This window comes from Thalassobacillus hwangdonensis (genome assembly GCF_042675915.1).
In the GTDB taxonomy this organism is placed as follows: domain Bacteria; phylum Bacillota; class Bacilli; order Bacillales; family Halobacillaceae; genus Thalassobacillus_A; species Thalassobacillus_A hwangdonensis.
This window is the reverse complement of the sequence record NZ_JBHTKL010000005.1, coordinates 249,825-275,238: the sequence shown is the minus strand read 5'-3', so window position 1 is coordinate 275,238 and position 25,414 is coordinate 249,825. Positions and strand designations below refer to the sequence as shown.

Annotated in this window: 35 protein-coding genes, 3 pseudogenes and 1 riboswitch; of the genes and pseudogenes, 10 read left to right on the top strand and 28 right to left on the bottom strand. The window is 45.0% G+C overall.

The features are described 5' to 3' along the window. Window positions 1–109: 109 nt before the first annotated feature. Together ACFQ2J_RS10815 and ACFQ2J_RS10810 are read left to right on the top strand one after the other, a co-directional pair. Window positions 110–295: a hypothetical protein gene (locus ACFQ2J_RS10815; protein WP_386059918.1), complete on the top strand. Its 186-nt coding sequence runs from the start codon at window positions 110–112 to the stop codon at window positions 293–295. A 3-nt stretch (window positions 296–298) separates the two neighbouring features. Next, window positions 299–937: an STAS domain-containing protein gene (locus ACFQ2J_RS10810; protein WP_386059915.1), complete on the top strand. Its 639-nt coding sequence runs from the start codon at window positions 299–301 to the stop codon at window positions 935–937. A gap of 80 nt (window positions 938–1,017) precedes the next feature. On the opposite strand, the pseudogene ACFQ2J_RS10805 reads toward ACFQ2J_RS10810, so the two are convergent. After that, window positions 1,018–1,243: pseudogene (locus ACFQ2J_RS10805) on the bottom strand (HAD family hydrolase); the annotation flags it as partial. Window position 1,244: 1 nt separating this feature from the next. Then, entirely contained in the window at window positions 1,245–1,889 is a 645-nt protein-coding gene (locus tag ACFQ2J_RS10800; RefSeq protein WP_386059912.1) for an RNA polymerase sigma factor, read from the bottom strand. A gap of 86 nt (window positions 1,890–1,975) precedes the next feature. On the opposite strand from ACFQ2J_RS10800, the gene ACFQ2J_RS10795 reads away from it, so the two are divergent. Then, complete coding sequence (locus ACFQ2J_RS10795) at window positions 1,976–2,398, top strand: VOC family protein (protein WP_386059909.1); 423 nt, start codon at window positions 1,976–1,978, stop codon at window positions 2,396–2,398. Between the two features lie 68 nt (window positions 2,399–2,466). Here ACFQ2J_RS10795 and ACFQ2J_RS10790 read toward each other — a convergent pair whose 3' ends face one another. The 17 genes and pseudogenes from ACFQ2J_RS10790 to ACFQ2J_RS10710 form a co-directional block, all read right to left on the bottom strand. After that, window positions 2,467–2,874, bottom strand: coding sequence for an NUDIX hydrolase (locus tag ACFQ2J_RS10790; RefSeq protein WP_386059906.1), 408 nt, complete (start codon window positions 2,872–2,874; stop codon window positions 2,467–2,469). 20 nt (window positions 2,875–2,894) lie between these two features. Then, window positions 2,895–3,317, bottom strand: a pseudogene (locus ACFQ2J_RS10785) (CbrC family protein). Window positions 3,318–3,452: 135 nt separating this feature from the next. Continuing rightward, the gene (locus ACFQ2J_RS10780) at window positions 3,453–4,064 is read right to left on the bottom strand and encodes a hypothetical protein (RefSeq protein WP_386059903.1); all 612 of its coding nucleotides are present in this window, start codon (window positions 4,062–4,064) and stop codon (window positions 3,453–3,455) included. A 114-nt stretch (window positions 4,065–4,178) separates the two neighbouring features. Next, window positions 4,179–5,177, bottom strand: coding sequence for a M14 family zinc carboxypeptidase (locus tag ACFQ2J_RS10775; RefSeq protein ID WP_386062465.1), 999 nt, complete (start codon window positions 5,175–5,177; stop codon window positions 4,179–4,181). Window positions 5,178–5,465: 288 nt separating this feature from the next. Next, complete coding sequence (locus ACFQ2J_RS10770; protein WP_386059900.1) at window positions 5,466–6,434, bottom strand: MBL fold metallo-hydrolase; 969 nt, start codon at window positions 6,432–6,434, stop codon at window positions 5,466–5,468. A gap of 21 nt (window positions 6,435–6,455) precedes the next feature. Beyond that, window positions 6,456–7,424: an alpha/beta fold hydrolase gene (locus ACFQ2J_RS10765; RefSeq protein WP_386059897.1), complete on the bottom strand. Its 969-nt coding sequence runs from the start codon at window positions 7,422–7,424 to the stop codon at window positions 6,456–6,458. Between the two features lie 323 nt (window positions 7,425–7,747). Further along, the gene (locus tag ACFQ2J_RS10760) at window positions 7,748–8,494 is read right to left on the bottom strand and encodes a DUF5694 domain-containing protein (protein ID WP_386059895.1); all 747 of its coding nucleotides are present in this window, start codon (window positions 8,492–8,494) and stop codon (window positions 7,748–7,750) included. A gap of 83 nt (window positions 8,495–8,577) precedes the next feature. Next, window positions 8,578–9,291: an alpha/beta fold hydrolase gene (locus ACFQ2J_RS10755; protein WP_386059892.1), complete on the bottom strand. Its 714-nt coding sequence runs from the start codon at window positions 9,289–9,291 to the stop codon at window positions 8,578–8,580. Between the two features lie 60 nt (window positions 9,292–9,351). Further along, the gene (locus ACFQ2J_RS10750; RefSeq protein WP_386059889.1) at window positions 9,352–10,224 is read right to left on the bottom strand and encodes an SMP-30/gluconolactonase/LRE family protein; all 873 of its coding nucleotides are present in this window, start codon (window positions 10,222–10,224) and stop codon (window positions 9,352–9,354) included. Between the two features lie 78 nt (window positions 10,225–10,302). Beyond that, window positions 10,303–10,842, bottom strand: coding sequence for a GNAT family N-acetyltransferase (locus tag ACFQ2J_RS10745; protein WP_386059886.1), 540 nt, complete (start codon window positions 10,840–10,842; stop codon window positions 10,303–10,305). A 14-nt stretch (window positions 10,843–10,856) separates the two neighbouring features. Continuing rightward, complete coding sequence (locus ACFQ2J_RS10740; RefSeq protein ID WP_386059883.1) at window positions 10,857–11,234, bottom strand: VOC family protein; 378 nt, start codon at window positions 11,232–11,234, stop codon at window positions 10,857–10,859. 78 nt (window positions 11,235–11,312) lie between these two features. Beyond that, window positions 11,313–11,594: a hypothetical protein gene (locus tag ACFQ2J_RS10735; RefSeq protein ID WP_386059880.1), complete on the bottom strand. Its 282-nt coding sequence runs from the start codon at window positions 11,592–11,594 to the stop codon at window positions 11,313–11,315. 169 nt (window positions 11,595–11,763) lie between these two features. Beyond that, entirely contained in the window at window positions 11,764–13,089 is a 1,326-nt protein-coding gene (locus tag ACFQ2J_RS10730; RefSeq protein WP_386059878.1) for a TrkH family potassium uptake protein, read from the bottom strand. 3 nt (window positions 13,090–13,092) lie between these two features. Then, complete coding sequence (locus ACFQ2J_RS10725) at window positions 13,093–13,761, bottom strand: potassium channel family protein (RefSeq protein WP_386059875.1); 669 nt, start codon at window positions 13,759–13,761, stop codon at window positions 13,093–13,095. A gap of 118 nt (window positions 13,762–13,879) precedes the next feature. Next, window positions 13,880–14,032: riboswitch (cyclic di-AMP (ydaO/yuaA leader) on the bottom strand. A 120-nt stretch (window positions 14,033–14,152) separates the two neighbouring features. Then, a complete protein-coding gene (locus ACFQ2J_RS10720; protein ID WP_386059872.1) occupies window positions 14,153–14,608 on the bottom strand; it encodes a GNAT family N-acetyltransferase in 456 nt (151 codons plus the stop codon). Between the two features lie 108 nt (window positions 14,609–14,716). Further along, window positions 14,717–15,331 carry a PH domain-containing protein gene (locus ACFQ2J_RS10715; protein WP_386059869.1) on the bottom strand — a complete coding sequence of 205 codons (615 nt, stop codon included), beginning with the start codon at window positions 15,329–15,331 and terminating at the stop codon, window positions 14,717–14,719. A gap of 86 nt (window positions 15,332–15,417) precedes the next feature. After that, complete coding sequence (locus ACFQ2J_RS10710) at window positions 15,418–15,759, bottom strand: hypothetical protein (RefSeq protein ID WP_386059866.1); 342 nt, start codon at window positions 15,757–15,759, stop codon at window positions 15,418–15,420. A 152-nt stretch (window positions 15,760–15,911) separates the two neighbouring features. On the opposite strand from ACFQ2J_RS10710, the gene ACFQ2J_RS10705 reads away from it, so the two are divergent. The 5 genes and pseudogenes from ACFQ2J_RS10705 (at window position 15,912) to ACFQ2J_RS10685 (ending at window position 19,272) form a co-directional block, all read left to right on the top strand. Continuing rightward, on the top strand, window positions 15,912–16,475 hold the full coding sequence (locus ACFQ2J_RS10705) for a DUF6241 domain-containing protein (RefSeq protein ID WP_386059864.1): 564 nt from the start codon (window positions 15,912–15,914) through the stop codon (window positions 16,473–16,475). Window positions 16,476–16,706: 231 nt separating this feature from the next. Next, window positions 16,707–17,132 (top strand): annotated as a pseudogene (locus ACFQ2J_RS10700) (ferritin family protein); the annotation flags it as partial. A 144-nt stretch (window positions 17,133–17,276) separates the two neighbouring features. Continuing rightward, window positions 17,277–18,509: a peptidase T gene (gene pepT, locus ACFQ2J_RS10695; RefSeq protein ID WP_386059862.1), complete on the top strand. Its 1,233-nt coding sequence runs from the start codon at window positions 17,277–17,279 to the stop codon at window positions 18,507–18,509. 58 nt (window positions 18,510–18,567) lie between these two features. Beyond that, window positions 18,568–18,732, top strand: coding sequence for a hypothetical protein (locus ACFQ2J_RS10690; RefSeq protein WP_386059860.1), 165 nt, complete (start codon window positions 18,568–18,570; stop codon window positions 18,730–18,732). Window positions 18,733–18,876: 144 nt separating this feature from the next. Continuing rightward, complete coding sequence (locus ACFQ2J_RS10685) at window positions 18,877–19,272, top strand: RDD family protein (RefSeq protein ID WP_386059858.1); 396 nt, start codon at window positions 18,877–18,879, stop codon at window positions 19,270–19,272. Window positions 19,273–19,298: 26 nt separating this feature from the next. On the opposite strand, the gene ACFQ2J_RS10680 is transcribed toward ACFQ2J_RS10685, so the two are convergent. From ACFQ2J_RS10680 to ACFQ2J_RS10640, 9 genes are all read right to left on the bottom strand, one after another. Further along, window positions 19,299–20,036: a metallophosphoesterase family protein gene (locus tag ACFQ2J_RS10680; RefSeq protein WP_386059856.1), complete on the bottom strand. Its 738-nt coding sequence runs from the start codon at window positions 20,034–20,036 to the stop codon at window positions 19,299–19,301. Next, on the bottom strand, window positions 20,033–20,416 hold the full coding sequence (locus ACFQ2J_RS10675; RefSeq protein ID WP_386059853.1) for a nucleoside 2-deoxyribosyltransferase: 384 nt from the start codon (window positions 20,414–20,416) through the stop codon (window positions 20,033–20,035). Before ACFQ2J_RS10675 ends, ACFQ2J_RS10680 begins: the two co-directional genes overlap by 4 nt. Next, a complete protein-coding gene (locus tag ACFQ2J_RS10670; RefSeq protein WP_386059850.1) occupies window positions 20,416–20,628 on the bottom strand; it encodes a hypothetical protein in 213 nt (70 codons plus the stop codon). The genes ACFQ2J_RS10675 and ACFQ2J_RS10670 overlap by 1 nt, the downstream gene beginning before the upstream one ends. A gap of 3 nt (window positions 20,629–20,631) precedes the next feature. Next, window positions 20,632–20,811, bottom strand: a complete 180-nt coding sequence (locus tag ACFQ2J_RS10665) for a hypothetical protein (RefSeq protein WP_386059847.1) — start codon at window positions 20,809–20,811, stop codon at window positions 20,632–20,634. 16 nt (window positions 20,812–20,827) lie between these two features. Beyond that, window positions 20,828–21,097 carry a DUF5316 family protein gene (locus ACFQ2J_RS10660; protein ID WP_386059844.1) on the bottom strand — a complete coding sequence of 90 codons (270 nt, stop codon included), beginning with the start codon at window positions 21,095–21,097 and terminating at the stop codon, window positions 20,828–20,830. Then, window positions 21,097–21,597, bottom strand: coding sequence for a GNAT family N-acetyltransferase (locus ACFQ2J_RS10655; RefSeq protein ID WP_386059842.1), 501 nt, complete (start codon window positions 21,595–21,597; stop codon window positions 21,097–21,099). Before ACFQ2J_RS10655 ends, ACFQ2J_RS10660 begins: the two co-directional genes overlap by 1 nt. Continuing rightward, window positions 21,573–22,619 carry a C45 family autoproteolytic acyltransferase/hydolase gene (locus tag ACFQ2J_RS10650; protein WP_386059839.1) on the bottom strand — a complete coding sequence of 349 codons (1,047 nt, stop codon included), beginning with the start codon at window positions 22,617–22,619 and terminating at the stop codon, window positions 21,573–21,575. Before ACFQ2J_RS10650 ends, ACFQ2J_RS10655 begins: the two co-directional genes overlap by 25 nt. A 79-nt stretch (window positions 22,620–22,698) precedes the next feature. After that, window positions 22,699–23,157 (bottom strand): hypothetical protein, encoded by a 459-nt coding sequence (locus tag ACFQ2J_RS10645; RefSeq protein ID WP_386059836.1) that lies wholly within the window; start codon window positions 23,155–23,157, stop codon window positions 22,699–22,701. Window positions 23,158–23,395: 238 nt separating this feature from the next. Beyond that, window positions 23,396–23,923: a GNAT family N-acetyltransferase gene (locus ACFQ2J_RS10640; protein WP_386059833.1), complete on the bottom strand. Its 528-nt coding sequence runs from the start codon at window positions 23,921–23,923 to the stop codon at window positions 23,396–23,398. Window positions 23,924–24,029: 106 nt separating this feature from the next. Between ACFQ2J_RS10640 and ACFQ2J_RS10635 the strand changes: the two genes are divergently transcribed. Together ACFQ2J_RS10635 and ACFQ2J_RS10630 are read left to right on the top strand one after the other, a co-directional pair. Further along, complete coding sequence (locus ACFQ2J_RS10635; RefSeq protein ID WP_386059830.1) at window positions 24,030–24,377, top strand: hypothetical protein; 348 nt, start codon at window positions 24,030–24,032, stop codon at window positions 24,375–24,377. A gap of 172 nt (window positions 24,378–24,549) precedes the next feature. Continuing rightward, on the top strand, window positions 24,550–25,302 hold the full coding sequence (locus tag ACFQ2J_RS10630; protein WP_386059827.1) for a DUF4397 domain-containing protein: 753 nt from the start codon (window positions 24,550–24,552) through the stop codon (window positions 25,300–25,302). The last annotated feature ends 112 nt before the right edge of the window (window positions 25,303–25,414 follow it).

Below are 25,414 nucleotides of genomic sequence, written 5' to 3'. Positions count from 1 at the left end.
TTGCTTTAAAGTGGTAAACTATCAAACTCTTTTACAAGTCAGATGTGGAACGTGTGTGCTATACTAAAATTATATAAATATAGCAACTTCTTACTGAAGGAGGGTCTGGATGCCGAATCATACGATCGAAGAAGTAGCAGGGCATGTATTTGAATTGTTGAAAGAAAAGATCGATCTCAATACATTTTTCATTGCGAGTAACGATGGTCAGGAAGTCGATGTAGTGAAAGCATTTAATCGAGAAGAAGTGCTTCTCGAGGAAGGCTTCAATATCGATTTTCAGGAGTCGTATTGAATATTGATCGTCAAAAGTGGTCGTGAACCACTTATCGTTCCTGATTTGAACAAAAGTGACCTTACCAAAGATATGAATGTCACCAAAGCTTTCGGTGGCGGATCCCTTATTGGCGTTCCGCTTATCTATGAAGATGGTGAAAAGTACGGGACTCTGTGTGGCATGGATAACAAGCCATACGCCTTCACGGACGCGGACGTCACCCATTTCCAATCACTGGCCTCCATCCTGACCTATGTCCTCCAATTGGACAAAGCGAAAAATCGGATCAATGAGCTGTCGGTACCTATTGTTCCAATATGTGAAGGAGTTGCAATTCTTCCTATCATTGGTGAAATAAATGAGTTAAGAGGGGAACGCCTGATTGAGGATGCATTATACAAAAGCCAAACGATGGACCTTGATCACTTGTTAATTGATTTATCCGGTGTGTCGAAAATCAATGAACGCATGGTCCAGCAAATGCAAAGAACGGCGCAGGCTTTGAAACTTCTAGGGGTTACACCGATCATTTCCGGAATCCGGCCGGACATGGCGATGAAATCTGTCCATTCCAACTTGCAGCTTAAAGATGTGCGTGTCTATTCAACTGTCCAGCAATCGTTGGATGCATTAGGATTGAGAATTGTGAGTGAAGATTGATCAGTAGATACATAGAGGGCTACGAATCCGCACAGGAATTCGTAGCCCTTTTTATGGAAGATGACTTAGCGGCAATCGATGGGGGCATATTCATCAAAAAGAGATTCAAGGACACTTGTTTTATCACTTATTCCATAGCACCTTTCATCATCTCCCCGGAACTTTAACAGCATTTCATTTTGCGTTGAGAGATCTATGTTCTCGCATCATTTTCCCAAGATAATCAGGAAGATGTTAGCTACGGCTTCATTCCTTATCAAGTAGCGTATCGTCTAAATCAAACAGTACTGCTTTATAACCACTCATTTCAGTTCACAGCCTTTTTACTTGTTGTGATTTGCAAAACATTCCCTCCAATATCCGTGATGTAAAAACTCTCCCTCCCTCTTCCCACTTTGTACTGGTGCGCATCCAGCAAGCGATAATAATAAAAGATTTGCTCTGGTCTTGATGTTTTTACTGCCTTGGCAAACCCTGCAATTGCATTGGCAGGAGCTTCGGGCTTGTACATCGAATCTATCGTAGCAGGGAGTTTTTTTCTGGCGCGATGGAGTGCGGTCTTCACCGCCTCATCACGTACCCGAAGCATGAAGGAAATTTCCTTTGAGGTGTATCCGAATCCATCCTTCAGCATCACCAGCATCGCCTGCTTCAGTGGCAGCGTGTGGATGAGTGCTTCGATCAGGCTGTCAAAATCGGTGAAATCCTCATGGTAGTGGTGGAGGGTTTCGTCAAAGGAGAAGCCGGGCCTTTCTTTTCGCTTGCGATCGATGAACAAATGCTTTGCAGTCGTCTTCAAGTAAGCAGGCGACAGCTCGCTCCGGGGGACCTTGTTCTGTACATAGGCTTTCAGGATCGTTTCCTGAACAAGATCCTCCGCGTCCCAGGTGGATGAGGTCAGGCTAATGCAGTAAGTATATAAAGCGTGTATGTGTTTTTCAGTCAAAATCATGGAATCCCTCTTCATTTTTGAAAATATGTAACTTTTTGAACGTGAAAACCGTTAAAGGTATGAAAAGAATTATTAGGAGGAGTTGTATGTTTCAAATAGGAAGTATCTTTGTACCAGTAACGAATTTAGCAAAGGCGAAAGAGTGGTACACAAAGCACCTCGGTGTGAAGGAAATCGATTCTTGGGAGGGCGGTGCAGGGTTTTATTTTCCAACAGGCTCGGTTCAGCTAGGATTGATGGAAGTTTCCGAACCTCAGCCGACGGATTTCAACATCGGCAATGGTCAAAAGAATAGCTATTATAACTTCGTTGTCCAGGATATTCACGAAGCCTACGATCATTTTAGCCAGAATGATGTGCCGACATCGGAAATCCATGAATTCGGAGGAATGAAGTTCTTCGACTTTTTCGACCCGGACGGAAATCCGTTCAGTGTGGTTGATGAAGACCTTTCCTCCCCTTTTCATAAAGAGAACGTGAGGAAGATGCAGGAAAAGGACCAGCACTAAGATTGTATTTGTGGCCCCCATTTAGCTGGGGGCTATTTTCAAAGGTGAACGCCCACATTCTTATCTTTTTAAAAGGCTACACAAAATGGGTGCTCTTCCTCATTCAATATTTTATAGATTCGCTCCTTAAAATTTGACCAGGTCACCATCTCTGATACTTCCTCCAAGGTGAAGAAACCGACCTCCAAGCTTTCACTGCTCGTTCGGCATTCTCCGCCTACTGATCTCGCCAGCCAGCATGTGGCACACACATTGGCGTTCAAATTCTGGTACACACCACAGAACTTCGTTATTTCTATATCGATACCGGACTCCTCTTTGACCTCTCTGATGATTCCATCCTGGATTGCTTCACCATTTTCTATGATTCCACCGGGAAATTCCCATCCCCTGCGCGGACCTTTGATCAGGAGGATTTTTCCTTCTTCATTTAATACGACCGCCCCTGCAGATAGGGAGTGCTTTGGAAATGACATTCAATTTCCCACCTCAATTTTTATGATAGATCACTATGTAAGCGGTGCTTCCCGCAAGAAAAACATTGAAAAAGGTAGCCTTGATGATCGCCACCATTCACTAAACTTCGTTTAAATACCTCTTCTGTAATCTGAAACTGATCACAGATCCGTTTAATATCATCTGATAATTCGCTTTCCAATTCTTTAATCTCATTCCATCCAACGTAAGCTTTAATCGCACAAAAATCGCCGCAATGACTTAACCAATATTCCTGTTGCCAGCCTGAATATCCAGGTGTTCTGTAAGCAAGCTCGTTGATGTACTCCTCGTGTTCCACAGGATCACAGTTCTCGATGTCTTGAAATTCGCCTTCAAAAACCTCAGCTGCGGAACCATCTTTTATACATCAAGGACATATACCTTCCACCTCTTCAACAGAGAAAAAAGGACCGACATACACATAAGACTGATTTTTCTTACAAACAGGACATCCTGTTTTTTTGCTTTTTAATCACCTTGATGCCCAATGGATTAGGGTTATATTTAAATACTGGCAACTCCAACATACTTCCTCCTTGCAGAATGATTTTAATAATCAGGTGCGTTTGAATACCTTATTCATAAACCTCTGAATAAGAGTGGAGGGATTTCCCGTAGTTTCTGTAATTCTCATTACCTCCCATGTACCATCAATGGCTTCAGCTTCTATCAAATGACGGATACCGAGCTGTTCACAAAATTCTTCTAAGTAAATATAGTCGATGAAAATACTGTCCCCTACCTCATCGAATAAAAGCTCCGATTCAAATGGCAATGGATTGCCCCGCTCTTCCACACCAAGTGTATCTTCACCACAGTAGAGTTCTCTTGTCAATTCCCCTCGTTGATGGACACTTAAATAATAGGTATCGACGGTACTTTGACCAAGGGTATGGACGACAAGCCCATCAAAATATGTAGATAGCTTTTGGTTGAATTCCTCCAGCTTTTCGTAGGAGTCATGCAGTACGGTAGTCCAGCCGTCCTGAAGCTTACGGACTGCAAATAGTTTAGGCGACTCGTGTTCAAAGAAATCCTCGAGGGTAAGCTGGCGTTCGGTAATTTCAGGTTGCTGCTGATATGTTTCCAGTAACCATCTGCTCAAATAAGATTTCACTTTGGTGAGATCTTCTGTTTGGATATTGATTTGATAGAGATTCACGGACATTGCACCACCCCCAACTATACATCCATTATACATGACGTTGGAAAAATAAACCAAAACAAATAAAGAGACAGCCCCCTAGCACTTTAAAATGCTGAAGGACTGTCCCCTTAATTTCTATCTTGCGTTTTGGGCCATGCGGAGTGGCACGATTTTGTTACGTGTCCATGCTTGGTCGAAGGCGCTTGTTGGCAGGTGGCGTTCACCTGGATAGGCTCCAATTTCGATGGTAAGGCCAACACGTTTGAATTCATCAACAAACCAGTCGGTATAGCCGCCGCCAGATGGGTTTGGCTGAGGGGCAACTGGTTGATAACCGGTAATCTGGCTGATGTTTTCAGCTACCCGCTTATCCCGATCATAGGTATCACCGGTCTGACTGAAGTACCAATAGACAATTTGACCAGCGGAATGGTACGCGACTGTGGATCTTGGGCCGGTTTCATACGTAAAGTCGGCAAGGTGGCGTGCTTCAATCGCCTGCATCGGGTAGTAGCCTTTGAAGTTTTTATAAGACGGCTTACCACTATTGTATTTGATATTTTCCCAGTCAGCCGGGTATTGGCGGTTGATATCTTCCCCTTTTGCATTCGCTTTCCAGCGTGTGAAGTTATCACTGCCACCATTCATGTTAATCAGATCATCGTGAATGGATGAAGGCATGCCGCTCAATCCCTGTTGCTGGAGCGTTACTCCGTCTGGATTCACCATTGGTACGAACCAGATGGCTACATCATTGAGCAGTGGGCGCACCTGAAACCCATTGACAGTTGTGCGGTTGGAATAGGCATTAGCGTAGGTTTCCACCATTTTCATATTAAGAGTTGAGGTAAGCCATTCTCTGGCGTGGTGGGAACCATTGACGAGGATATTTTTCTCCCCTTTCCCAACTTTTACAGCCCAGATTTCTTTCCCGTAAGTAGAAGTTCCGATAGATTGATAGGTGATTGCGTCAGGATAACGTTCAGCTAGCGCTTTGATATCCTTGGTCATTTTTTCATAAGAGTATGTAGTGTCAGGGTCGATCTGTGAGGCGGAGGCTGTGTGCTGATGGATCAGCAATCCCCCTGTAATGACGGTGAAAATAGTGACGATGCGGATGAACAGATTTTTCATAGACAAGTGTGCGATTCCTCCTTTGGTGATGATTCGACAAGCTTCTTGCTTGTTATCTATTAAGCTATCGCATTCGTCATCCTATTTCACGACTATTACAGAATGTTACGGAAAATCAAACATCCGTACCAGCACCGCCCTCCAATTGGTGCAGGTCCTATTAATCTGGTTCGAGCCATATCCTGGCATATTTTTGTACGTTAAAGCGCTGAGGGACTGTCCCCACATGCTTTAAAGCAGTAAACCCACGCTTGGTGGGCGTGGGTTTAGGTTCTTCTTATTTAGGTATTAGTAGTTTTCAATAATCTCTTTTTTGGTCTCTTCCATATAGAAGGCGTAAGTTGCAGAGAGGTTTCCTTTTATTCCTTTGATACCTTGCCATTGACGGTATTCAGTTGGTACTTCCACTTCTGCCAATAAGCTTTCCAGGCTTACTTCAGTACGGATAGCATCCTGGGATGTCCGAATTAAGAAATCTAGGTACGCCGCTAGTGTATGTAGCATTTCAAGATTTCCTACATTACCATGTCCAGGCACAAGGGTATCAATATCCATCTTCTTCACATATTCCAAAATATCGTGAAACTGTTGCGGATCATGAACGGGGACATGAAGGTTTTCCGTCACCAGATCTCCCATGAACGCAATCTTTTCATCCGGTAAATACATAAACGTATCGCTTGGCGTATGCCCTCCACCTAAACAATGAAGCTCCACTTTTCTTTTCGAACCTTCAATCACGAGCTTTTCCTCGAACAGAACTTGTGGAAGCACTGTTCTTAATACGTGTAAGTCATCCAGAACTCTTTTCATTTCGTTGTACTGGCTTTCGAGGCTGGATTGGAGGACCGGCGTTCGGCTTTCTTCTATTTGCACTTTTAGACTTTGTAAATAGGCTTCCATCTCCGTCTTTTCTTTCTCCAGATCACCTACGGTATTATTTTCTTCTATTAGTTGCTTGGTCCTAGGGGTGGAGATGATGGTGGCATCCGCGAATGCTTGATTCCCAAAGACGTGGTCACCATGGTAATGACTATTGATCATGTACTGCACCTTTTTCCCAGTTAAAGATTCTGCTTGTTTTCTCAATTCCAGTGCTGCAGTAGGAGTTGAGAACGCATCAAAAACAAGTAAGGAATCGCCAAGATCCACAACCCCCGCGTTGCTCCAAGCTCCTTTTCCAGGCTTAGCTATAGCTGCGTACACACCTTCATCTAACTCGTGCATGCTGAAATATTCAGTTTCTCTTATTTTCAAGGGCTCTCCGCCTTTTTGTATTTAATTTTTAGTTGCAGCACTAATTCGGCTACTTAAGCACTTATGAAATTCAACTACGTTTTGGACTACAAGCTCAGGGTGCACATCTGGAATCATGTGAGCAACCTTCGGCAGGATTCGGAGATCTGATTGAGGCAGCTCCTCATTCAGCCTCTCAGCATGTTCGATGGTGCCGAATGGATCGTCCTCTCCGACCAGAATTAATACTGGATGTTGTAGGGAGTTGTAGTCTTCGGAAATTTCCTTGGTTGCTGTAGGAAAAGCCAATACATCTTCCCTGTTCGCTGCAAAATGTCGTGGCCGGAACGCTAACGCATATACCTCTTCTATGTATCCTTCAGGCGGGACCTCTGGTTTAAAAGTTTCTTTCACCATTGCGCCAGCCATCCCCTTACCCAATGGGGATTTCAACATTGTGTTCATTATCAACTTCCCAAGGATTGGAGTTTTCACCAGCTTTGATAGCGGATCGCCATTCTCAGCTGGATATCCTTCTTTATACAATGCTGCTCCTAATGTAATGACGCCGCGAACATCTTCAGGAAACTGGTTTGCATAGGAGAGGCTCATACTACCACTCCAGGAATGAGCGACAATGATCACCGGTTCATCTACTCCAAGCGTTTTTATAGCAGAATGAAGCATTCGGGCTTGTTGAATAGGTGTCACTTCACTTTTAGGTCTTTCACTGAAGCCATATCCCGGACGATCGAAGGCAATGGCCATGAATCCCTTACCTGCTGCCAATTCAACAATTCGTTCAAAATCCCTGCTGGAAAGAATTCCACCATGAAGAAAAACAACAGGATGCCCCTCTCCCTTTTTTATAAAGTGGAGCCTGCATCCATCTACTGTGATAAATTCACCTTTAGGTGGATACATTTTTTCAGCCTTTGCAAATTGGAATCTATTATAGGAAATGATCAAACCAATAACAACAATCAGCCCAACAACTAAGTATCCATACAAATGAATCCCTCCCATATGTGAGCTATCCGTGTTTTTCGTTCAGCTTATCCGCTATATCCCAAAGCAGCCCGATTAAACTGGCGATTCCCGGGTGTTTTCTGGCGATAGTTCCCGGCAATCTGGCGATAATAGAAATTATCTGGCGAAACCACCTACTAATCTGGCAAACACCCTTCATCAAGAGTTTTTCCGGCGACATTTTAGTCTTTCCAGCGAGTGGATGAGGTTTGTCGGCGACTTTCCGGATTTTCCGGCGACCACCGAGCATTTACCGGCGCAATCAGAAATTTTCCGGCGACCTTAAATGTTATGTATGTTCCCATTCATTTTGGGAGTAAATAATCATTTGCTGATACTACTTCAAACATTCCACTTTCCCTCAAAAACTGATTCAACAAATAAACATGCCCAGAACCAACCAGCATTAACGTCCTGTCTTGCGGCAATTTTGTTATATTGGCAAGGTTTGAGTAGATAATAAGGTTTCGTTGATACCACCATCTTACCCAATCGATTCCAACATAATTTGATCCCTCTCCTATTCTTGCAACCGCCATGTATTGTTCATGGTCCTTTTTGACGTGATTTTCTTCATTCAATTCACGAATATGTTCATATATACTCTTTTGCTTGATTTCCTCTGAACTTGGAGCTGGATACTTTTGTTTAAACGATTGATACATCTCAGGTTGATTCTCTTTCGCCCAATCAAAGACTTGTCCCATGCCTATGTTGCCAACCGACTCCATCCAATCCACAGCATAGACTTCTTCATGCCCCATTTCTTCAGCAAGTCTGAATCCAAGTTGATGGATTTCATTCACTTCCAATTGAAAATTGTCATGTAGATAGTTCTGGTAATCTCGATTCAATTTCTCACTTTCATCTTTTACTACTTCAAAGGCGATCTTTGTCGGCTTAAATTCTTTAATCCTTTCGAGAACCTCTCGTATTTCTTCCTGTCTGTGTGATTCTAGTACATCGCTGGCATCCACTCTATATAAATCCGGCGTGTACCTCATATGAAAAGTTCCTAGAATCATGACTTTCGCCTGTAGTTCATTATTCAAAATAGAACCTCCCAACTCTAATTATCTATACAATTATTTCAAAATTATGTAAATTTAGCAAATAGACGTATCTAACAGGAGTCCTATGCATGAACTTCATTAATGAACTTTTCTAATATTCTCGAATAGATATCCGGTTGTTCTGAATGAACCAAATGTGATGCAAAAGGAATAATAGAAACATGAACATCTTCTTTTAATGATGGGTAGAATAATGCCCCTTTCGTTTCCGCTTCATTTCTCTCACCAACCATATACAGCACAGGAGCATTGAACCCATCTAAATCTTTTGTTTCTTCAAATGGATACCACTCATCGTTCTTTGCCATCTCAAGAAATTGTCTCCAATCAGACTTATGCAAGCTGTCAAAATAACTTACAGCGTCTTTATTTTTTAATAATTGAGCCTGGTGCTCCACATCTTCCTTTTGAAGTTCCAACCAATTATCCGGCTTCTCAGACAAAATGCCAGAAATCGTTAAACTCTTTATTTTATGTGAGTATCTTTTTGCGAAATAGAGCCCTACTAAACCTCCTAATGAGCATCCAACAATGTGTACGGACTCTAAATCTAACTGGCTAAGGGTTTCTGCAAGATCTTCTGCTGAGTCTTCAAAGAAATTACCCAAGTCCTCATTTACTGAGTTACCATGACCACGTAAATCAGGAACAACAATTTTATACTTGTCTTTAAAATATTCTCTCTGATATTCAAAATCGGTCATGCCAGTTTGCAGACCAGTATGTAAAAAAACTATAGGTTGTCCTTCCCCCAAAACTTCAGTATGTAAAATCAAATTTACTGCACTCCTTTTTTCTTTAAACTTAAGGTTATTGAAAGAATACTCTTTGTCGCCTCACCCACCAAACCGCTCATTATAACTGCCCTTCACACCTGTCTGAACCCTAAAAACTCCACCCGCATGCGGATATTGTTCGAGCTCCGCTTCAGATGTTCTTGTCCTTGCCGTTGTTATGTACAACTCATTCATCTCTGCTCCCCCGAACGTGCATGAGGTAACATTGACGGCAGGCACCTGGATGAAGTCGAGCTGCTTACCGCTGGTGGGATCCCACCTCGATACGCCATGACCACCCCAATGCGCAATCCAAAGCATGCCTTCTTCATCGATCGTCATTCCATCCGGAAGTCCGCTTCCTTCCGGAAATTCCACGCCCACCTCTGGGTCCGAAATCATTCCACTTTCAAGCTCGTATGTATAGCGGACCACTTGTCTCGTCGGAGTATCGATAAAATACATCGCTGTGGCATCAGGGCTCCAAACCAGTCCATTTGATGTCCCCACGTTTTTGATTTTTTTCGAAACCTTTAAACTCGTATCCAACATATACAATGCTCCATGCCCATCAACCCCGACAGAATCAGTCGTTCCAGCCCAGAACCTTCCCGCAGGGTCACATTTACCATCATTGAATCGGTTATCCTGCAAGTGGCTCTCTGGATCAGTAATAGGCTCCAGACGCCCCAGCTCCCAATCATAAAAATGGAACCCATCCTGAAGCGCAACGACTACGCCCCCACTTTCTCGCGGTACAACACACCCGATGGCTCGATCGAACGCAACGACTTCCACCTTATTATCTCTTGCGCCATAGCGGTACAATTTTTGGTCCAGAATATCCACCCAATAGAATAAGTTTCGCGTGTGATCCCATATCGGGCCTTCCCCCAACTTACATTTCGTATCAAATAGTAATTCCACAGTCATTTCAAACTACCTGCCTTTCAGTTCAAAAACAAACAGACGCTTCACCAAACGAGCGTCTGCATCAAGTACCTTCTTGAATTATTTAAAAAATTCATCTTTCAGAATGCTCATCCTCATACGATCCACATACAATCCATTCCTTAACCGATCTTGGCGCAAAATACCTTCTTCCACATAACCTATACGCTTGTAAGACTTGATCGCCCTCACGTTATCCACTTCGACACGGAGCCATATTTTGTTAAGTCCTAACTCATTGAATCCCCAACGCAGCATTTCTTTCATTGCAGACAACCCATAACCTTTGCCCCAATAACTTTTATCACCAATGGCAATACCTAACTCTGCATGTTTATTCAAGTGGTCTATGTTCTTCAAATCAACCCAGCCAATATGTTTCCCATCCTCGGTCCCAATGGCCTTTTGTTCGTAACCATTGGTTCTGTTGATGCACATTGAGATCCAGTTTTGTGTTTCTTCCATTGAAAAAGGAGGATCAGTATCAGGCATATTCAAATGCTTGGTCACTTCTTTATCCAGACACCATCGGTAGCGGTCTTCTGCATCCTCAAGTCTCAGTTTTCTCAACACAATCTTAGGCAATTCTAAAATTTCCATCATTTTAATCTCCTTCAATTTCGCTCCATCACTGCAAAGTAATTCCCTTCGTCATCTGCAAAATTGAACACCCTACCACCCGGCATTTCAACAATCTCGCCGACAGTGACACCTTTTCCCAACAAATCTTCATACTCTCCATCCAGGTTGTCCGTAAAGAACATCAATGATGGTGTTCCTAGGTTCATTTCCGCATCCATGCTGGCAACGAAGGCTTTATCGTGCAAGATGATACTCGTTTCCGCCTCCTGTGAAGGTGCGACTTCGATCCAGCGCATCGGACCGCTCTTCTCCTCAGCGATGACTGTAAATCCGACTTTCTCCGTCCAAAACTTTACTGCTTGATCCTGATCATTGACATACACCATGATTTGACCGACTTTATGGATCATTTCCTTCCTCCTCAGAAAATTTCAGTTTCTATTTATTTCTGCAAAGGAGGTTGATATCCTTCATCCTTCTATGTAAAGTCAGACCGTCCATTCGCTTTTTTCACCGACCCAGATCATCATTCGCTTCGTCTCGTTATCAGTCACTTCACGCATTCTCCCTGTGACTTCACAGCGATTCGTCGGTGCTTTGAAAAATTCCCTCGCCCCGTGGTACGTGGTGTACCACAGGTTGTTGATCGTGTAGAACTCATCCGCACCATAAAGGATGATTGGATGGAAACATGACCCGAAGATGCTATGCTCGCTTTCGATAATTCCCAGACTTTTATTTTTATCCAGCCAGACCCGTTTTGTATTCACCGTCATCACCTCTTATCAAAACGTACGTTCGCGGACGCGAAAAGTTTCATAAAAAATAAAATTTTCTTACAAAAATGGTATCATTTGCGAATAGCGATTACGTCAGGTGCATGGAGGAGTCCCTCTATGACTTTCGGCTGAAAAAAAGCGCTACCCTTATGGATAGCGCTTAACCTGCCAATATATCTTCTTTTGGATAGCGAATTTTTTCAAGTTTCGGCTTTGCCAATGAAAACGCCAGCGTCAAAGGTCCAAGCTTCCCTATGAACATGACTGCAATGATGACCAGCTTCCCTACCTCAGAGAGATCACCGGTCAATCCCATCGACAGTCCGACCGTACCGAATGCTGAGAACACTTCAAAAATAATCATCAGCATCGGTGCTTTTTCCGTGATACTCAATACGAGGATTCCGATAAATACAACGCCGATCGACATCGTTGTAATCGCAAGTGCCTTCAGCAGAAGATGCGGATCAATCGTCCGCTTTCTGATAACAATTTCAAATTTTCCTTTCAGGAACGTGACGACGGCGAACAGGATGATCAGGAAAGTCGTCACCTTGATTCCTCCAGCCGTCGATGCACTCCCACCCCCGATGAACATCAACAGAAGCATCAGAATGATCGACGGGTCCTCCATTCCCCCGATGTCGAGCGTATTGAACCCTGCCGTCCTTGGTGTCACCGCCTGGAAGTACGAGGTCAGAATCTTATCCGTATTGGATAATCCTCCTAGTGTAGCCGGGTTATTGAATTCAAAGGTGAAAATGAACACAAACGAGATAAGACTGATCAAAAAACTGCCGATCACCATCAGTTTCGTATGCAAGCTGAGATTTCGGATATTCTTGTTTTCCCACAAGTCGGTCAATACTGTAAATCCGATACCGCCTGTGATGAACAAGAAGGGGATCACCGTGTTGATGACCGGATCACCAGCATACCCCATCAAGCTGTCCGACCAGATGGAAAAACCAGCATTGTTGAACGCTGAAATGGCGTGGAACGTGCTGGCATAGAGCCCAGGACCAAGTCCCATTTCAGGCGCCCAGCGCAGCGTAAGAAAAACGATTGCAATTCCCTCGATTATTATCGAGAAGAAGAACAATTTTCTCACCAGCATGATGATGCCGCCAATCGAAGTCTGGTTCAGCGCCTGTTTGATGTACAAACGTTCCTTCAGGCCGATCTTTTTCCCGATCATCATGAAGATCAGCACTGCGAATGACATGATGCCCAATCCGCCGACCTGGATGAGCAGCATGATGACAACTTCTCCGAATATCGTGTAAGCACCACCCGTATCAACGGTGATCAGCCCGGTTACGGTCATCGCAGAGGTAGACGTAAAAAATGCATCCAGCCAGTTGACCGATTCTGTCGTTGCAAACGGAAGCTTCAATAAGATTGTGCCAAGCACAATGAAGCTTAGGAAAACGAGCACAAGAAACTGGGACGGAGAGACGTTGATCTTTTTCCAATGTTTGGCCATCGCCTAGAGTCCCTTCTCCTCAAATCGGTTCAAGTCCTTATTATTTCCAATCATAATCAACACATCATTCTTCTCAATCACTTCTTCAGCAGCAGGCGAAACCTGGATGTCTTCCCCCTTCATGATTCCGATAATGGTACAGCCATACTTAGCGCGTACATCCAGCTCCAGCAAGGATTTCCCATCGACCTTGGATGTTGCGACAAGTTCAACGATACTGAAATCCTTCGATAACTCGATATGATCGAGCAGCTTATCTGAAGTGACACGGTGAGCGATGCGCCTTGCAATATCCTTTTCTGGATGAATGATCCGGTCTGCACCGATTTTTTCAAGTACGAGCCGGTGGTATTTCGATTGTGCCTTCACCCATACCTTTTCCACGCCGATCTCCTTCAGAACAAGCGTCGTCAATACACTTGACTGGATATCATCACCGAGCGAAACGATGACGAGGTCGAGATTCCTCACACCGATCTCCCTCAACGTCATTTCATCTGTCGAATCCCCAACAAAGCAGTGGGTCGCGATGGACGCATAGTCATCCACTCTGTCTGCATCCCGGTCCATCGCCAATACTTCTGTGCCGAGTTCAGCAAACTCCTGACACAGGCTTCCACCAAAATTACCTAATCCGATCAAACCGACTTGCTTCAATTTATGCTTCGCCATATGCGTTGTCCTTCCTTACTGTCCTTAGTTGTAGGTTTGTTTACTTTCTTAAAAAAATGCACAAAAAAATCGCAGGAGGAATCCACCCTGCAATCAAATTACGTGATCACAAGTCACCACATCCTCTCTCCACACGCTTACGAGGTTAGCTGTCGGATTCGGGCGTAAAGAGTCGCCCTACCTTCAATGAAGGATTCACCCCAAGTGATGCAAGCATCACACAAGATTGGTTCCCCCGCTTCTAAAAAATAGAATTAAGCGATCGATTATTGGAAACTTTGTTTATTATTATGAAAAATATCATACTCCCCTTATCCGAGGTTGTAAAGATACAATCGCAAAAATTTACATTCAAGAAAAATCACGACCCGCAGAGTCGTGGTTCGTTGCTTTATAACGCTTTATCCATCACGATGTCCGTCTCGACATAGCCAAGCTTTTTGTAGAGTTCGCGGGCGACGGTGTTATGGCCGAACACATGAAGACCGATCGATGTCAGCCCAAGTTCCCGACCAAAGGCTTCAATTTCCTGCATCGCCTGTTTCCCGTAGCCATGACCCTGATGATCTTCCCAAATCCGGATGTCATAGATGAACCCTTTGTTGTTCGGCTTCAGCCCGAGCCAGATCATTCCCACTTCCTTTTCGTCGTCACGAATCGAGAACAGTTTCTGTCCCTCGGAATTCTCACCATCAGGAAGTAACATGTTGAATTGCTCGGTTGCATTGGTTAATGCTTCTTCTTCCGTCCAATTGCCTGCGCGCACATGCTCGCTTGCATAATCGTTGATCGAGAGTTCAAGATACGCTTTGAATTCCTTGTTGTCCATTGGTTGTAGTGCAATCATTCTACCACCCCTTCTTTTTCAAGCTTACTTAAAAGGGTGAAGCGAGTCATCGGTCTGGAGATGTATCAAAAAAGCCACGCAGTTGCCCACGTGACTTTTCTTCATTTATTAATTTTGGATATATTTATCGAAAATGTCTTTGAAGTCTTTACGCGTGTGTGCTTCGTACTTGCTGCTGTACCAGTCGTAGGCAGCATTCGCGATTTCAGCGAACTCTTTGGAAATCACGTTGTCGTGGAAACGATTGTCCCTCAGCATATCCCTCGCAGTCACGACGCTATCCTGCGCGAAGCCTGCGTGCGTGCTGTTGTGCTCCTGGATTTGAGAGATGGCAACGAGTGATTTGTACAGATCCGCAATTGCTTCGCCCTCATTTTTATCGATATCGATGCTCATCGGCACGCTGCCAATGGTGAATTTGATTTCAAGATCCAAATCAATCGTTCCTGCTGTTTCAATGGAAACATTGGCGACCGGATTTTTATAGTAGTCGTAGCGATAGATATTACGCTTACTGCTGGTCGCCTTTTCCCCATCCAGGTGGATCAGGGCAAGGTTTGTGAAGCAGTATTCATCGGACTTGGACTTGATCAGGAAGTGGATCTTTTCCCCATCTTCATATAGTACAAAATCGTCGGATTGTGTTTTGTCAAAATCTTCTTTGCTGATGATTTTACCAATATCACTAAGGCCTAATGCGTCACTAGCAATCTTCTTGAACATGGACGTGTACCTCCCAAAGATTTTTAAGGAAATCGCCTCGATTCCCCTCTCTCATTTTACACTTAAAAATTTGAAGGATAAACCGTTTATTGAAACTCGGTACCGTCCAGATGATCGTTTTCGAAGTAATCGCTGATGTCCTCGCCGTCTTCTGCGTACACCTTTGGTTTTTCGACTGCTGGCTCTGAAGGTTGTGAGGATTCCCCTGCCAACCGTTCGTAAAAAGCTTTGTTCGCTTCATCGAGTTCCATGGAAAGGGCGATAAGCTCCATCTGATGCTGGTGATAGAGTTGACGCTCTTCCTGGGACATTTTATCCCAGTTTTCTTCGATATTTTTCTGGATACCTTCTCTCGTCGTTTTGATAAGTTCAAACATTTCACCGTAAGTGTTCTCGTTCGCCTGCAGAATGTGCTCGATCGGTTTCATAGATACTCCTCCATTCGATTCCTTTGTTATCTTTATAGTAGCGTAAATACACCGGACTACCCTATCGGAAAAACGTTTAGGTTGGGGCGGCTCCGTGGTATAGCATGGTAATTGGATATTCTTACCTTAACGGAGAGAATGGAGTTGTTTTTATGTGGAAAACGATACTTTTCAGTTTAATAGGTGCAATCATTTTATTAGTCGGAAGCTTTTTTGCATTCCAGGAGTTCTTATTCCAAACCGATGATGTTGAAACGTCGAAGGCTGAAGAGGAATCTGGAGAAGCTAGTGACATCACAGTCGAAGAATTGCGGGAAGAAGCTGGCGGCCAAGCCTCTGAGGAGGAAATGGCGAGGTATGAAGAACAAGGAAAAAACCCGTTCGGTCAAGAAAAGCAAGCGAGTGAGCTCGGAGATACCGGTTACCAGGAATACATACACGGAATGTCGCACCAGAAGGTAGAGGCCCCGAAGAAGTGGGGATTCTATGAGATTAACGACACGCGGATCGATTGGCTGTTAAAAGGATTGGATGAAGCAGAGCTGGAGCATGAACAGACGTATCGTAGAATACTAGAGAAGTGGAAAGCAGGCGATTTCAGCACTGCCGATCAGGATCATAACGCAATCTGGTCGCTGCAGGGTGGCACAATCGGCAAAGCCACTGGAGTCCTGAGCCCATCAGAAGAAGCCGCCTATTTAAAAAGCAAACAGTAAAGAGCCTGACCGACCCAACAGGCTCTTTTTTTTTGCGCTCCGTGGGGGACTGTCCCTCGACACCCACCGCGTTACATTGGTGAGGGACTGTCCCCACTTGCGGTGAAGCAGTGAAGTGCTTATCACGCATTCTTATTGTCTGTGCATAAGATAGGTACATGATTCAATAAGGAGGAACAGATCATGTACGGTTACTACGACTCTAACTGGTATCGTCAAGATCCAGAAACCTATGGTGCAAAAGGAGCTCTGAATGCAGGGACACTTACCTTCCCCGAAATGCTTACCTATGCGATGCAGGATGAATACTTGGCTCAGTCCCGTTACAATAACATTCTCGGTAATTTCGGTTATGTTCGGACGTTTGCTCAAATTCAACAGGCAGAGCTTCGCCATATCCAGGCACTACTTACTCTTTTCCAGAACTACCAGCTACAGATTCCAGTTGATGATTCCCAAGCATATGTGACAACACCAGCAAATATTAAAGCCGCATTTGCTGGAGGGGTGCAAGGCGAGATTGAAAATATCGCGATGTATGATAAGTTTCTCGCATCCGATATACCTGCAGATGCTCGCGTTGTCTTCACCCAGTTGCGTAATGCCTCCGTCAACCACCTCGCAGCATTCGAACGCGGCCTCGCACGACCGCTTTAACGCATTGAGGGACAGTCCCCCACCCGATTAACGCTTTACTGTGGTGAGGGACTGTCCCCCACTTGCGGTAGTGCACTAAAGGACGCATCCTCACCCTCTTCCCTCATGCTATAATGGGAGCAAAGAACTGGAGGTTGATACATAATGAAGAAGGATTTGATTGATCGGTTTACTAGATATGCGCAGGTGGATACGCAGTCGGATGAGAGCAATCCTGCCTGTCCATCCACTCCTGGTCAGCTTACGCTTGCGAATATGCTGGTCGATGAGCTGAAGGGAATCGGCATGGAGGACGTCACCATCGACGACTATGGTTATGTGATGGCAACCCTCCCGGCCAACACAGACAAGGACGTTCCTATAATCGGCTTCTTGGCTCACGTTGATACGGCGACAGATTTTACGGGCAAGAACGTCAATCCACGTATCGTTGAAAACTACGATGGCGGCGAGATCATTTTGAGTGAAGCCCATAATGTGGTGCTTTCCCCTAAGGATTTCCCTGAGCTACCGACATATAAAGGGCATACACTCGTGACAACAGACGGCACGACACTTCTCGGTGCGGACAACAAAGCCGGCGTGACGGAAATCATGACAGCTATGGATTACCTGATTCAGCATCCGGAGATCAAGCATGGTACGATTCGCGTTGCATTCACTCCTGATGAAGAGATTGGCCGTGGCCCGCACAAGTTCGACGTGAAACGATTTAACGCTGATTTCGCTTATACCATTGATGGCGGCCCACTTGGCGAGCTGCAGTATGAGAGCTTCAATGCTGCCGATGCACGTGTCACGTTCAAAGGAAACAGCGTGCATCCAGGGACAGCGAAGGACAAGATGGTCAACTCCGCGAAGCTCGCTATGGAGTTTAATGCAAAGCTACCAGCAGAGCAGGCTCCAGAGCATACAAAGGAGTATGAAGGCTTCTATCATCTGATTTCCATGAGTGGAAATGTAGAAGAAACGCAATCTCTCTATATTATCCGCGACTTCGATAAACAGGAATTCGAAGCTAAAAAGGACAACATCCGCTCGATTGCAGCTGAGCTTCAGCAGAAGTATGGCGAGCAGCGTGTTGTCCTCGAAATGGAAGATCAATACTACAACATGGGTGACAAGATCAGACCGGTTAAAGAAATCGTCGACACCGCCTATCAGGCGATGAAGAATCTCGACATCGAACCATTGGTAAAGCCGATCCGCGGTGGTACAGATGGATCCCAGCTTTCTTACATGGGCTTACCGACGCCGAACATTTTCACTGGAGGCGAGAACTTCCACGGCAAATATGAATATATTTCTGTTGAAAATATGGAAAAAGCGACCCACACCATCGTGGAAATCGCTCGCTTGTTTGAAGAACAACAATAATGAAGATGCCAGTCCACCCCGGGCTGGCATTTTAATGCGCCTTAAAGGAGAGAAATCTATGAGGAATTTAGATGGATATGATGCTGGCACTATATTAAAAGAGGATGTAGAAGCAGACCTTGAATTAAAGAGAAGATTGCTTAAAGCTAAAAAGGACATTATGGATGGAAAAGTCTACACAACAGATGATGTTTTAGAGATGATTGATCAAGGTGAAATTTGATAACACACCTAACTTCGATAGCAGGGAATGCGTTCATAAGTGAATGTACGCACCCCCAGCTATTTTTTAATTCCGCCCAAAAAGTGAAACACTTCCCCTCCTCTCACGTATATAAGGGAAAAGATTTTCAGGGAGGAACCAACTTTGAAACCAATCACTAAAAAACGCACAAAAGCCATTTTCATCGATTTCGCCATTTCAACAGCAGTCACTCTCGGCATCGAATACTTTTTACGAAAGAAAGTGAAAAATGAAGCAGTACATGCCCTCGTCACTCCAACGCTCGTCATGTGGACAATCGAGTATGGCCAACTGAGAAAAACCGGACAAACCTATGGCTATAAACAGCAAGGCTTGAAGCTCGAAAGCGTAGACGGTTCGGAGCTCACTTGCGGTCAGCTCGTCAAACGGATGGCCTACCGCGACACGCTTGCTTCCCTTGATTACTTTAAGGATCGTAAGGGATTCGAGCAGCAGGATGGGGCCGTGCTTCCTCATGATCAAAAAGCAGGGACGGTTGTAAGAGAAGTTTCAACGTGAAAAAGGACCTTTATCAGAGGTCCTTTTTAAATTTGATTGCCATGAAAAATTTTCAATATGATGTCTTTGTCCGGTACTTCAAGCTCATGATAGGAAGCCAGAAACGCTCGGTTGTCATACGGGACCTCCACCACTTCCGCTTCAAAGCCTCGTCCAGAAAATTCCACGATGGCATATGGTGCGACCGGCTGATGCTGGCACCCGAGTGCGCCAGGATTCAGGTAGGTCGTTTTGTCATTTTTGAAATAATGCTTTGGGTGATGATGGCCGAATACAATTAGGTCCTCCTCATAAGTCTGGAACAATACCTCCATATTCCGAAGCGAAGGGTCTAAGATCGGCGCGAATGGGTCTTCACTGATTGGTGCTTCCAGCTTCCCATCAGCAATTGCATAATGCAGAAATCGTACAGTGTTTTGTTCAATATTCTCAGTAATCATACGTGGCAGCTTGCTCAATTTTTCTATGTATGGTTGTTCAATCCGATTGGCAATCCACTGATGATGCGCCCTCACATGCGCATGACTCTTTGGATAAGCTTCGCCTTTTGCCAATGCCAGGATCGCTTCATCGTGATTGCCGGTGATCATCGATACATCTTCCCTCGAAAATAGCATGTCGAGAACGGCATTCGTATCGGGACCGATTCCTATCATATCACCTAGGCAGTATATGTGCGTGATGTCGTGGTTGTCGATGTCCTGCAGCACCGCTTCAAGTGCATGCGCATTGCCATGGATATCTGTGATAATCGCTATTTTCATCGGGAAAAACTCCTGTTGATAGTGTCGATCAGTTCTTGTCTTGTACCCTTACAAAGCGTGACTTCCGTGAGATGGTAAAACGTGCTCGAGTCCTCCAGCCGGTGATCAGGCGCGTAAAGGAATACTGGCTTGTCCATTGCCAGTGCAAGTCCGAGTTCGACGTGACTCCCTTTTCCTGCAGGCAACAGGACCACCAGGAAATTCGCTTCGCCAACGGCCTCTTTTTCCGCCAGACCGATTCGCTTTAAATCGCTAGCTGTAGACGCTTTTTCGTTCTGGGTCCAGTCGTAGGTGTGAGTGAAACCTTTCCGTTTGAGTGTTTCGGCCACCTTACGAACTGCTTCGATATTTTGAAAACTGGATGCAATATAGAATTTCATCAGTGGTTGCCTCCCATCGTGTGCTGTTCGATGTACACCTTTTTCGCAAAATGGAAGGTAAGGATTGTGGTCGTCAGCGCCAACACGAAAACAAGGACAAGACCGATGAAGCTTCCGATATTGTCTGCATAGTTGAAATAGAGTTTTCCTAATATGTAATGAAAGATAATGAAATTGCCTATGAAGTTCACAATCTGAAAAAATGTCAGCATGGACTACTCCTTTCCCTTACGCGCACGATATTCACTGCCGTAATAGATAGCGGCAACTAGGAAGAGGATGTTCGAAATCATAAGTGCAATCCCGTTCCATTCCCCATCGAAAACCGTTATGTTGACCATAGTAGTCGTGTGAATCAGAAAGAGTAGTAGAAATAGTATCGTAGATGTTCGCATCGTGTATGCCCCCTGGTTAGATGACTAATAGTATCGAAGTGACGAAAAATGGCAGACCGAAGGCCGCAATGATCATCCCAATGCCGCGTTGCTTACGGTCTTCCTCCGGGTCCGTGTTCACGTCGAGGTCCCTGCCCCTTATAAATACTTTCATGAAAATTGCAGACAAAATCAGTGATCCTATTGCGATTCCCATCACGATTTTCATATATAGCTCCATATTGATGAGGGCTGTAATTGAAATAACAGCGAGCACCGCCAAACCGCTCAGGAGTGCTTTTTTCATTATTGATCGCCTCTTTTCCATACATAATAGACGAAATGGACCTGTTCCCCATTCATCCAGAAGGCTTCTTCGTCCTCAGCCACTCGCTCAAATCCGTTTCGTTCAAGCACTTTCTGTGAGCCTATATTAGTAGAAGTTGTTTTTGCATGGACTTCATTGAGCATGGGAGGAAGCTCATTCATTAATTGCTTCAGTGCAGTCGTTGCCAACCCTTTCCCGGTATACTGCTCCCCTAGCCGGTACCCGAGATCAGCTATCGTACCATCGACAATCAAGTTGATGCGGCCAATGATCGAAGCCGTTTTAATCAAATAATAATAGCCGATGCCTTTTTGCTGTTCTTCCAATAATGCCATGTGTCGCTCCTTGAATACATGCGGAAGATAGTAGTCCTCTCCCCTGCCTGGCACCATCGTTTCAAAATAATCGCGATTCTCGCGTTCAAACTTCAGCAGCTCCGATTCATGCGTTTCGTTCAAGGCTTCGAGCCGGATGTCCATCCCATCGCCTCCCCATGTTCCCTCAAGTTTTTCGCAATCAACTTCCCTGTCAACAGCTTGTGTGGCAATGGCTTCCCATCGACCCAAGCACTCCAATCCACTTTAAGCGTATCTCCATATGGCAATGCCGTCAGCACAATCCCTTTTTCAAAATCATAGGCGAATGTGTGGAGCGTGCCGAACAGCTGGTGATAGGCATGGAAAAATAGAGGTGATGCAGGGTCCTTGAACCATTCAAAGGCTGAACTGAAGTCTTTTGGACCTGTGCTTTCCATGGACTCAAACCTTGCATGGCTATAGGTCGCGTCGGTTTCTTTTCTGATATGTTGAAAATGATTGGTACAGCTGAGAGTGTTGGGCTTATTTCTGGTTGTCACTTTTTCAGTAGAAGCTTCAACAACAGCAGTGCTGCCGTACGCGTCAGCCAAAGAGTAATTATAGCTCCACGCATGGGGAAGCTTTTGAAGTAGAGCAATCGCCTCTTCCGTAGTGGTGCAAGTATCCAGAACGATCCTGACGACCGTCGATGCCGCCAGACCCGGCTTAGGATTTTCGTTCCCGACGAAATGCAAGGCGATGAAGAGCCCCTTCTCGTTCACCCCTTCATGCCTTCCGATCACGTGTAGGCTGTAGCCGATGCTCGCCAGACATTCCTGCGGTTGGATGAGCACCAGCCGCTTATCATAGAGGTCCGGGGAGAAATCATAATTACGGACAGCGAAAGCCTCGTTCACCATCGACGAACAACCCATCCCACTGATTTTCGGAAGGTCATATCCACTGAAGCGACTAGCCGTTTTTTCAAAAGTCCAATTCAGCCCGTCTGCGAGACCCTTCAGTTCATCAATCAAGTGCGGAGCATAGGCTTCGAAGGTTTCAATCATGTTATTGATGGAAAAGTTTTCGTTCTCGAGAATCGAAATTTTTTCAGGAAGCTGTGGATCAAGCTCCCTGCCTTGCTGATAGCCGAGTTGATACGCACGACCTCTATATTGTTCGATCGTCACTTGTAACGGTTCCACTTCTGTTCCCCCAATTAATGTATTCAAAATCATTAGCTCTGCTTTACTTCAAATTGGCGAGGGACAGTCCCCCCTACGCCTATTGGTATGTACCGTCTTCATAAACCTGATATAGCCCTACTGTGCCCGAGCCACCAGATTCATGGATTTCCTGTGAAACAAGCTTGATGGTGTAGTAGGAACCTTTTTCGTCCGACTGCACTGTGCCACCCATGTCATCGAACTGGATATCTTCGTTTTGTTCCATGTCGAGCTCTTTTTTGAGAAGCGCGATTGCGTCCTCTCCACTGGTGACAGCGACCTGCTCTTCGTCGCTATCCGAAGCGCTTGTATTTTCCTCGGTTGTTTCCGTATCGGTTTCATCTGCCTCATCGGTCGTTTCTGTTTCTTCCTTTTGAGTAGAATCAGAAGAATCTACGACCTTATCCACTTCTTCGACTTCTGGCTTAGTGGTGGATTCCGATTCATCACCACAGCCAGATACGAAAATCAGCGCTCCAGCTAAAACTATCCCTGCTGCAAACCCTCTTATTTTCATATTTAATTGAACCCCTTTATTATGTAATTATATTTGGAAAATATTGATAAATTAATTGTAACATACATAATAATTCAGTTAACCTCTTCCTCAATAAGCCATATGACAAGAGGATCATAGGTTATATACTCCCATATGGAAAAATATCAGGCCGAACATTCCACCATTACTCTAACTTTTTTCCTTACTATTTGTACGAATTTAAATAAGGTTCGTTTCATTCCATTTATCCAAAAGTCTATCGAGATTTTTTATATAACACATGCCGGTAAAGTTCGCTTGATGGATCCACTTTCGGATGGTCGAATTCTTTTACAAAATGAAGACCGATTTTCTCCATGACGCGCTGGGAAGGTGTGTTTATTTTCGCTGTGAAACTATACACCTCTTCAAAATTCAGCGTCTCGAACCCGTGTTGGAGGCACGCTTCAGCCCCTTCTGTTGCAAGCCCTCTCCCCCATGCTTCTCCCTTCAGCCGGTAGCCGATTTCCACACATGGGGTGAAGTCTGCATCGAAGGTTGCGCGGTGAAAGCCGATGAATCCAATGAATTCATTAGTTTCTTTGCTTTCTGCGGCATAGAGCCCGTAGTCGTAGTCCTGGAATTCCTGTTGGATGGCTTCGTAAAATCTGTCGGTTTCTTCATTAGTCTGAGTTCGAGGAAAATAGTGCATCACGTGCTCGTCTGCGTTCATTTTTCTGAATGCAGGTAGGTCTGTGTCTTTCCAGTCACGTAAAATGAGTCTTGGAGTTTCTATATAAATCATGACGTTCCTCCTTTATTATTGCTATTATATCAGCCCGGGTGAATGGCTGCGGATGTGAAATATTTTTCGTATTGATGGATACATTAACCTTCAGGAGGGATTCATCATGAGCGAAAAATTCATAAGCATTGAAGAGTTCAATCATTTGATACAAAAGTGGAGTGGCAAGACGATACGGATCACAAAGCAGGAGCTTGGAGACCAGGATTCAGTGACAATGAAGCTGGGTGAGGTTGATTATCAAACGGATACGCGGAGGATCGATGGTTACGAGCCAATGCACGTACTTCATCTGCATGGCTCCGGAACAACGCAGACCGATTTGGAAGGTGCACAGCCGCTTCCATCCGATTATTATGAGATTCCACTGGAGGATTCGAGCAAGTACCAATTCAGCAACAAACGCTTCTTCCTCTCGACCGAACGAGGCACCTACACCATCGAAATCGTGTGATAAGGAAGTGCCCTTTATCACACTAACGCATCGAGGGACAGTCCCCCGCCAGTTTAACGCGGTGACGCGCGGCGGGACTGTCCCTCATTGCGTTAAAGCACGAAAGCCAGGTTCTCTTTTTTCAACTTTTGAATAAGCTTATGTTGGAAGTTTTTTTGAGAGGAGAATCTGGATGTATAACGCATATAGTGATCAGTGGTTATTGGAAGCGATGAAGTATGATGCCTTGGCGAATTATTATAAATACCTCAATCCACAGTGGCACATCTACTATTATCAGAAGCATTTGGAGTGCATGCAGAATTGGGCGATGAGTCATCATCGGGGAGAAATGATCGGAATGAATGGGAATGCGATGGTCCGTGTCCTCCATGCTTCACCGGATGCCCCGGCAGTTGACGTGTACGTAAATGGGGATCGTATCTTGCAGGGAGTGCAATTCAAGCAATCGAGCGATTACTTGACGGTACCAGCAGGTCAATATCAGATTGAGATCTACCCTGCCGGAAGTACAGATCAGGCAGTGTTGTCGCAGAACGTCGGTGTGGAAGCTGGAAATATGTACACTGTTGCAGCAGCTGGAAGGCTTGAAGATCTAGAATTGATTGCAGCTGTCGATAATGACAGTATTTCTTCAGGTCGAGCGAAGGTGCGGTTCTGGCATTTATCACCGAATGCTCCAGCCGTCGACATTGCTGTGAAAGGCGGCGATGTACTGTTCCGTAACGTGCCATTCGGAAGAGCGACACGATATATTACGCTTCCACCTACGACAGCAGATTTGGAAGTTCGGGTCGCGGGTACCGATCAGGTCGCATTGACTGTACCAGGAGTGACGGTTGAACCGAATCAATCTTACACTGCAGTGGCCGTAGGGCTGGCCGGCGAACAGCCACCCCTTGAAGCCATCTTCCTGCAGCCATGATGTAATGCTTTAACGCAATGAGGGACTGTCCCCCACCGAATTAACGCGTTAGCGTAGGTGGGGACAGTCCCTCATCTGATTAACGCATCACCGTGCCGGGGGACAGTCCCTC

Bases quoted from the DNA above. Each gene is read 5' to 3' on its own strand.
- ACFQ2J_RS10740 (WP_386059883.1), bottom strand. From the start codon at position 11,234: ATGATCCATAAAGTCGGTCAAATCATGGTGTATGTCAATGATCAGGAT.
- ACFQ2J_RS10815 (WP_386059918.1), top strand. From the start codon at position 110: ATGCCGAATCATACGATCGAAGAAGTAGCAGGGCATGTATTTGAATTG.
- ACFQ2J_RS10635 (WP_386059830.1), top strand. From the start codon at position 24,030: ATGAGCGAAAAATTCATAAGCATTGAAGAGTTCAATCATTTGATACAA.
- ACFQ2J_RS10725 (WP_386059875.1), bottom strand. From the start codon at position 13,761: ATGGCGAAGCATAAATTGAAGCAAGTCGGTTTGATCGGATTAGGTAAT.
- ACFQ2J_RS10680 (WP_386059856.1), bottom strand. From the start codon at position 20,036: ATGAAAATAGCGATTATCACAGATATCCATGGCAATGCGCATGCACTT.
- ACFQ2J_RS10720 (WP_386059872.1), bottom strand. From the start codon at position 14,608: ATGATTGCACTACAACCAATGGACAACAAGGAATTCAAAGCGTATCTT.
- ACFQ2J_RS10710 (WP_386059866.1), bottom strand. From the start codon at position 15,759: ATGAAACCGATCGAGCACATTCTGCAGGCGAACGAGAACACTTACGGT.
- ACFQ2J_RS10730 (WP_386059878.1), bottom strand. From the start codon at position 13,089: ATGGCCAAACATTGGAAAAAGATCAACGTCTCTCCGTCCCAGTTTCTT.
- ACFQ2J_RS10690 (WP_386059860.1), top strand. From the start codon at position 18,568: ATGAGGAATTTAGATGGATATGATGCTGGCACTATATTAAAAGAGGAT.
- ACFQ2J_RS10660 (WP_386059844.1), bottom strand. From the start codon at position 21,097: ATGAAAAAAGCACTCCTGAGCGGTTTGGCGGTGCTCGCTGTTATTTCA.
- ACFQ2J_RS10800 (WP_386059912.1), bottom strand. From the start codon at position 1,889: ATGATTTTGACTGAAAAACACATACACGCTTTATATACTTACTGCATT.
- ACFQ2J_RS10645 (WP_386059836.1), bottom strand. From the start codon at position 23,157: ATGAAAATAAGAGGGTTTGCAGCAGGGATAGTTTTAGCTGGAGCGCTG.
- pepT (WP_386059862.1), top strand. From the start codon at position 17,277: ATGAAGAAGGATTTGATTGATCGGTTTACTAGATATGCGCAGGTGGAT.
- ACFQ2J_RS10790 (WP_386059906.1), bottom strand. From the start codon at position 2,874: ATGTCATTTCCAAAGCACTCCCTATCTGCAGGGGCGGTCGTATTAAAT.
- ACFQ2J_RS10630 (WP_386059827.1), top strand. From the start codon at position 24,550: ATGTATAACGCATATAGTGATCAGTGGTTATTGGAAGCGATGAAGTAT.
- ACFQ2J_RS10780 (WP_386059903.1), bottom strand. From the start codon at position 4,064: ATGTCCGTGAATCTCTATCAAATCAATATCCAAACAGAAGATCTCACC.
- ACFQ2J_RS10675 (WP_386059853.1), bottom strand. From the start codon at position 20,416: ATGAAATTCTATATTGCATCCAGTTTTCAAAATATCGAAGCAGTTCGT.
- ACFQ2J_RS10775 (WP_386062465.1), bottom strand. From the start codon at position 5,177: ATGAAAAATCTGTTCATCCGCATCGTCACTATTTTCACCGTCATTACA.
- ACFQ2J_RS10655 (WP_386059842.1), bottom strand. From the start codon at position 21,597: ATGGACATCCGGCTCGAAGCCTTGAACGAAACGCATGAATCGGAGCTG.
- ACFQ2J_RS10670 (WP_386059850.1), bottom strand. From the start codon at position 20,628: ATGCTGACATTTTTTCAGATTGTGAACTTCATAGGCAATTTCATTATC.
- ACFQ2J_RS10750 (WP_386059889.1), bottom strand. From the start codon at position 10,224: ATGACTGTGGAATTACTATTTGATACGAAATGTAAGTTGGGGGAAGGC.
- ACFQ2J_RS10795 (WP_386059909.1), top strand. From the start codon at position 1,976: ATGTTTCAAATAGGAAGTATCTTTGTACCAGTAACGAATTTAGCAAAG.
- ACFQ2J_RS10705 (WP_386059864.1), top strand. From the start codon at position 15,912: ATGTGGAAAACGATACTTTTCAGTTTAATAGGTGCAATCATTTTATTA.
- ACFQ2J_RS10715 (WP_386059869.1), bottom strand. From the start codon at position 15,331: ATGTTCAAGAAGATTGCTAGTGACGCATTAGGCCTTAGTGATATTGGT.
- ACFQ2J_RS10640 (WP_386059833.1), bottom strand. From the start codon at position 23,923: ATGATTTATATAGAAACTCCAAGACTCATTTTACGTGACTGGAAAGAC.
- ACFQ2J_RS10745 (WP_386059886.1), bottom strand. From the start codon at position 10,842: ATGGAAATTTTAGAATTGCCTAAGATTGTGTTGAGAAAACTGAGACTT.
- ACFQ2J_RS10665 (WP_386059847.1), bottom strand. From the start codon at position 20,811: ATGCGAACATCTACGATACTATTTCTACTACTCTTTCTGATTCACACG.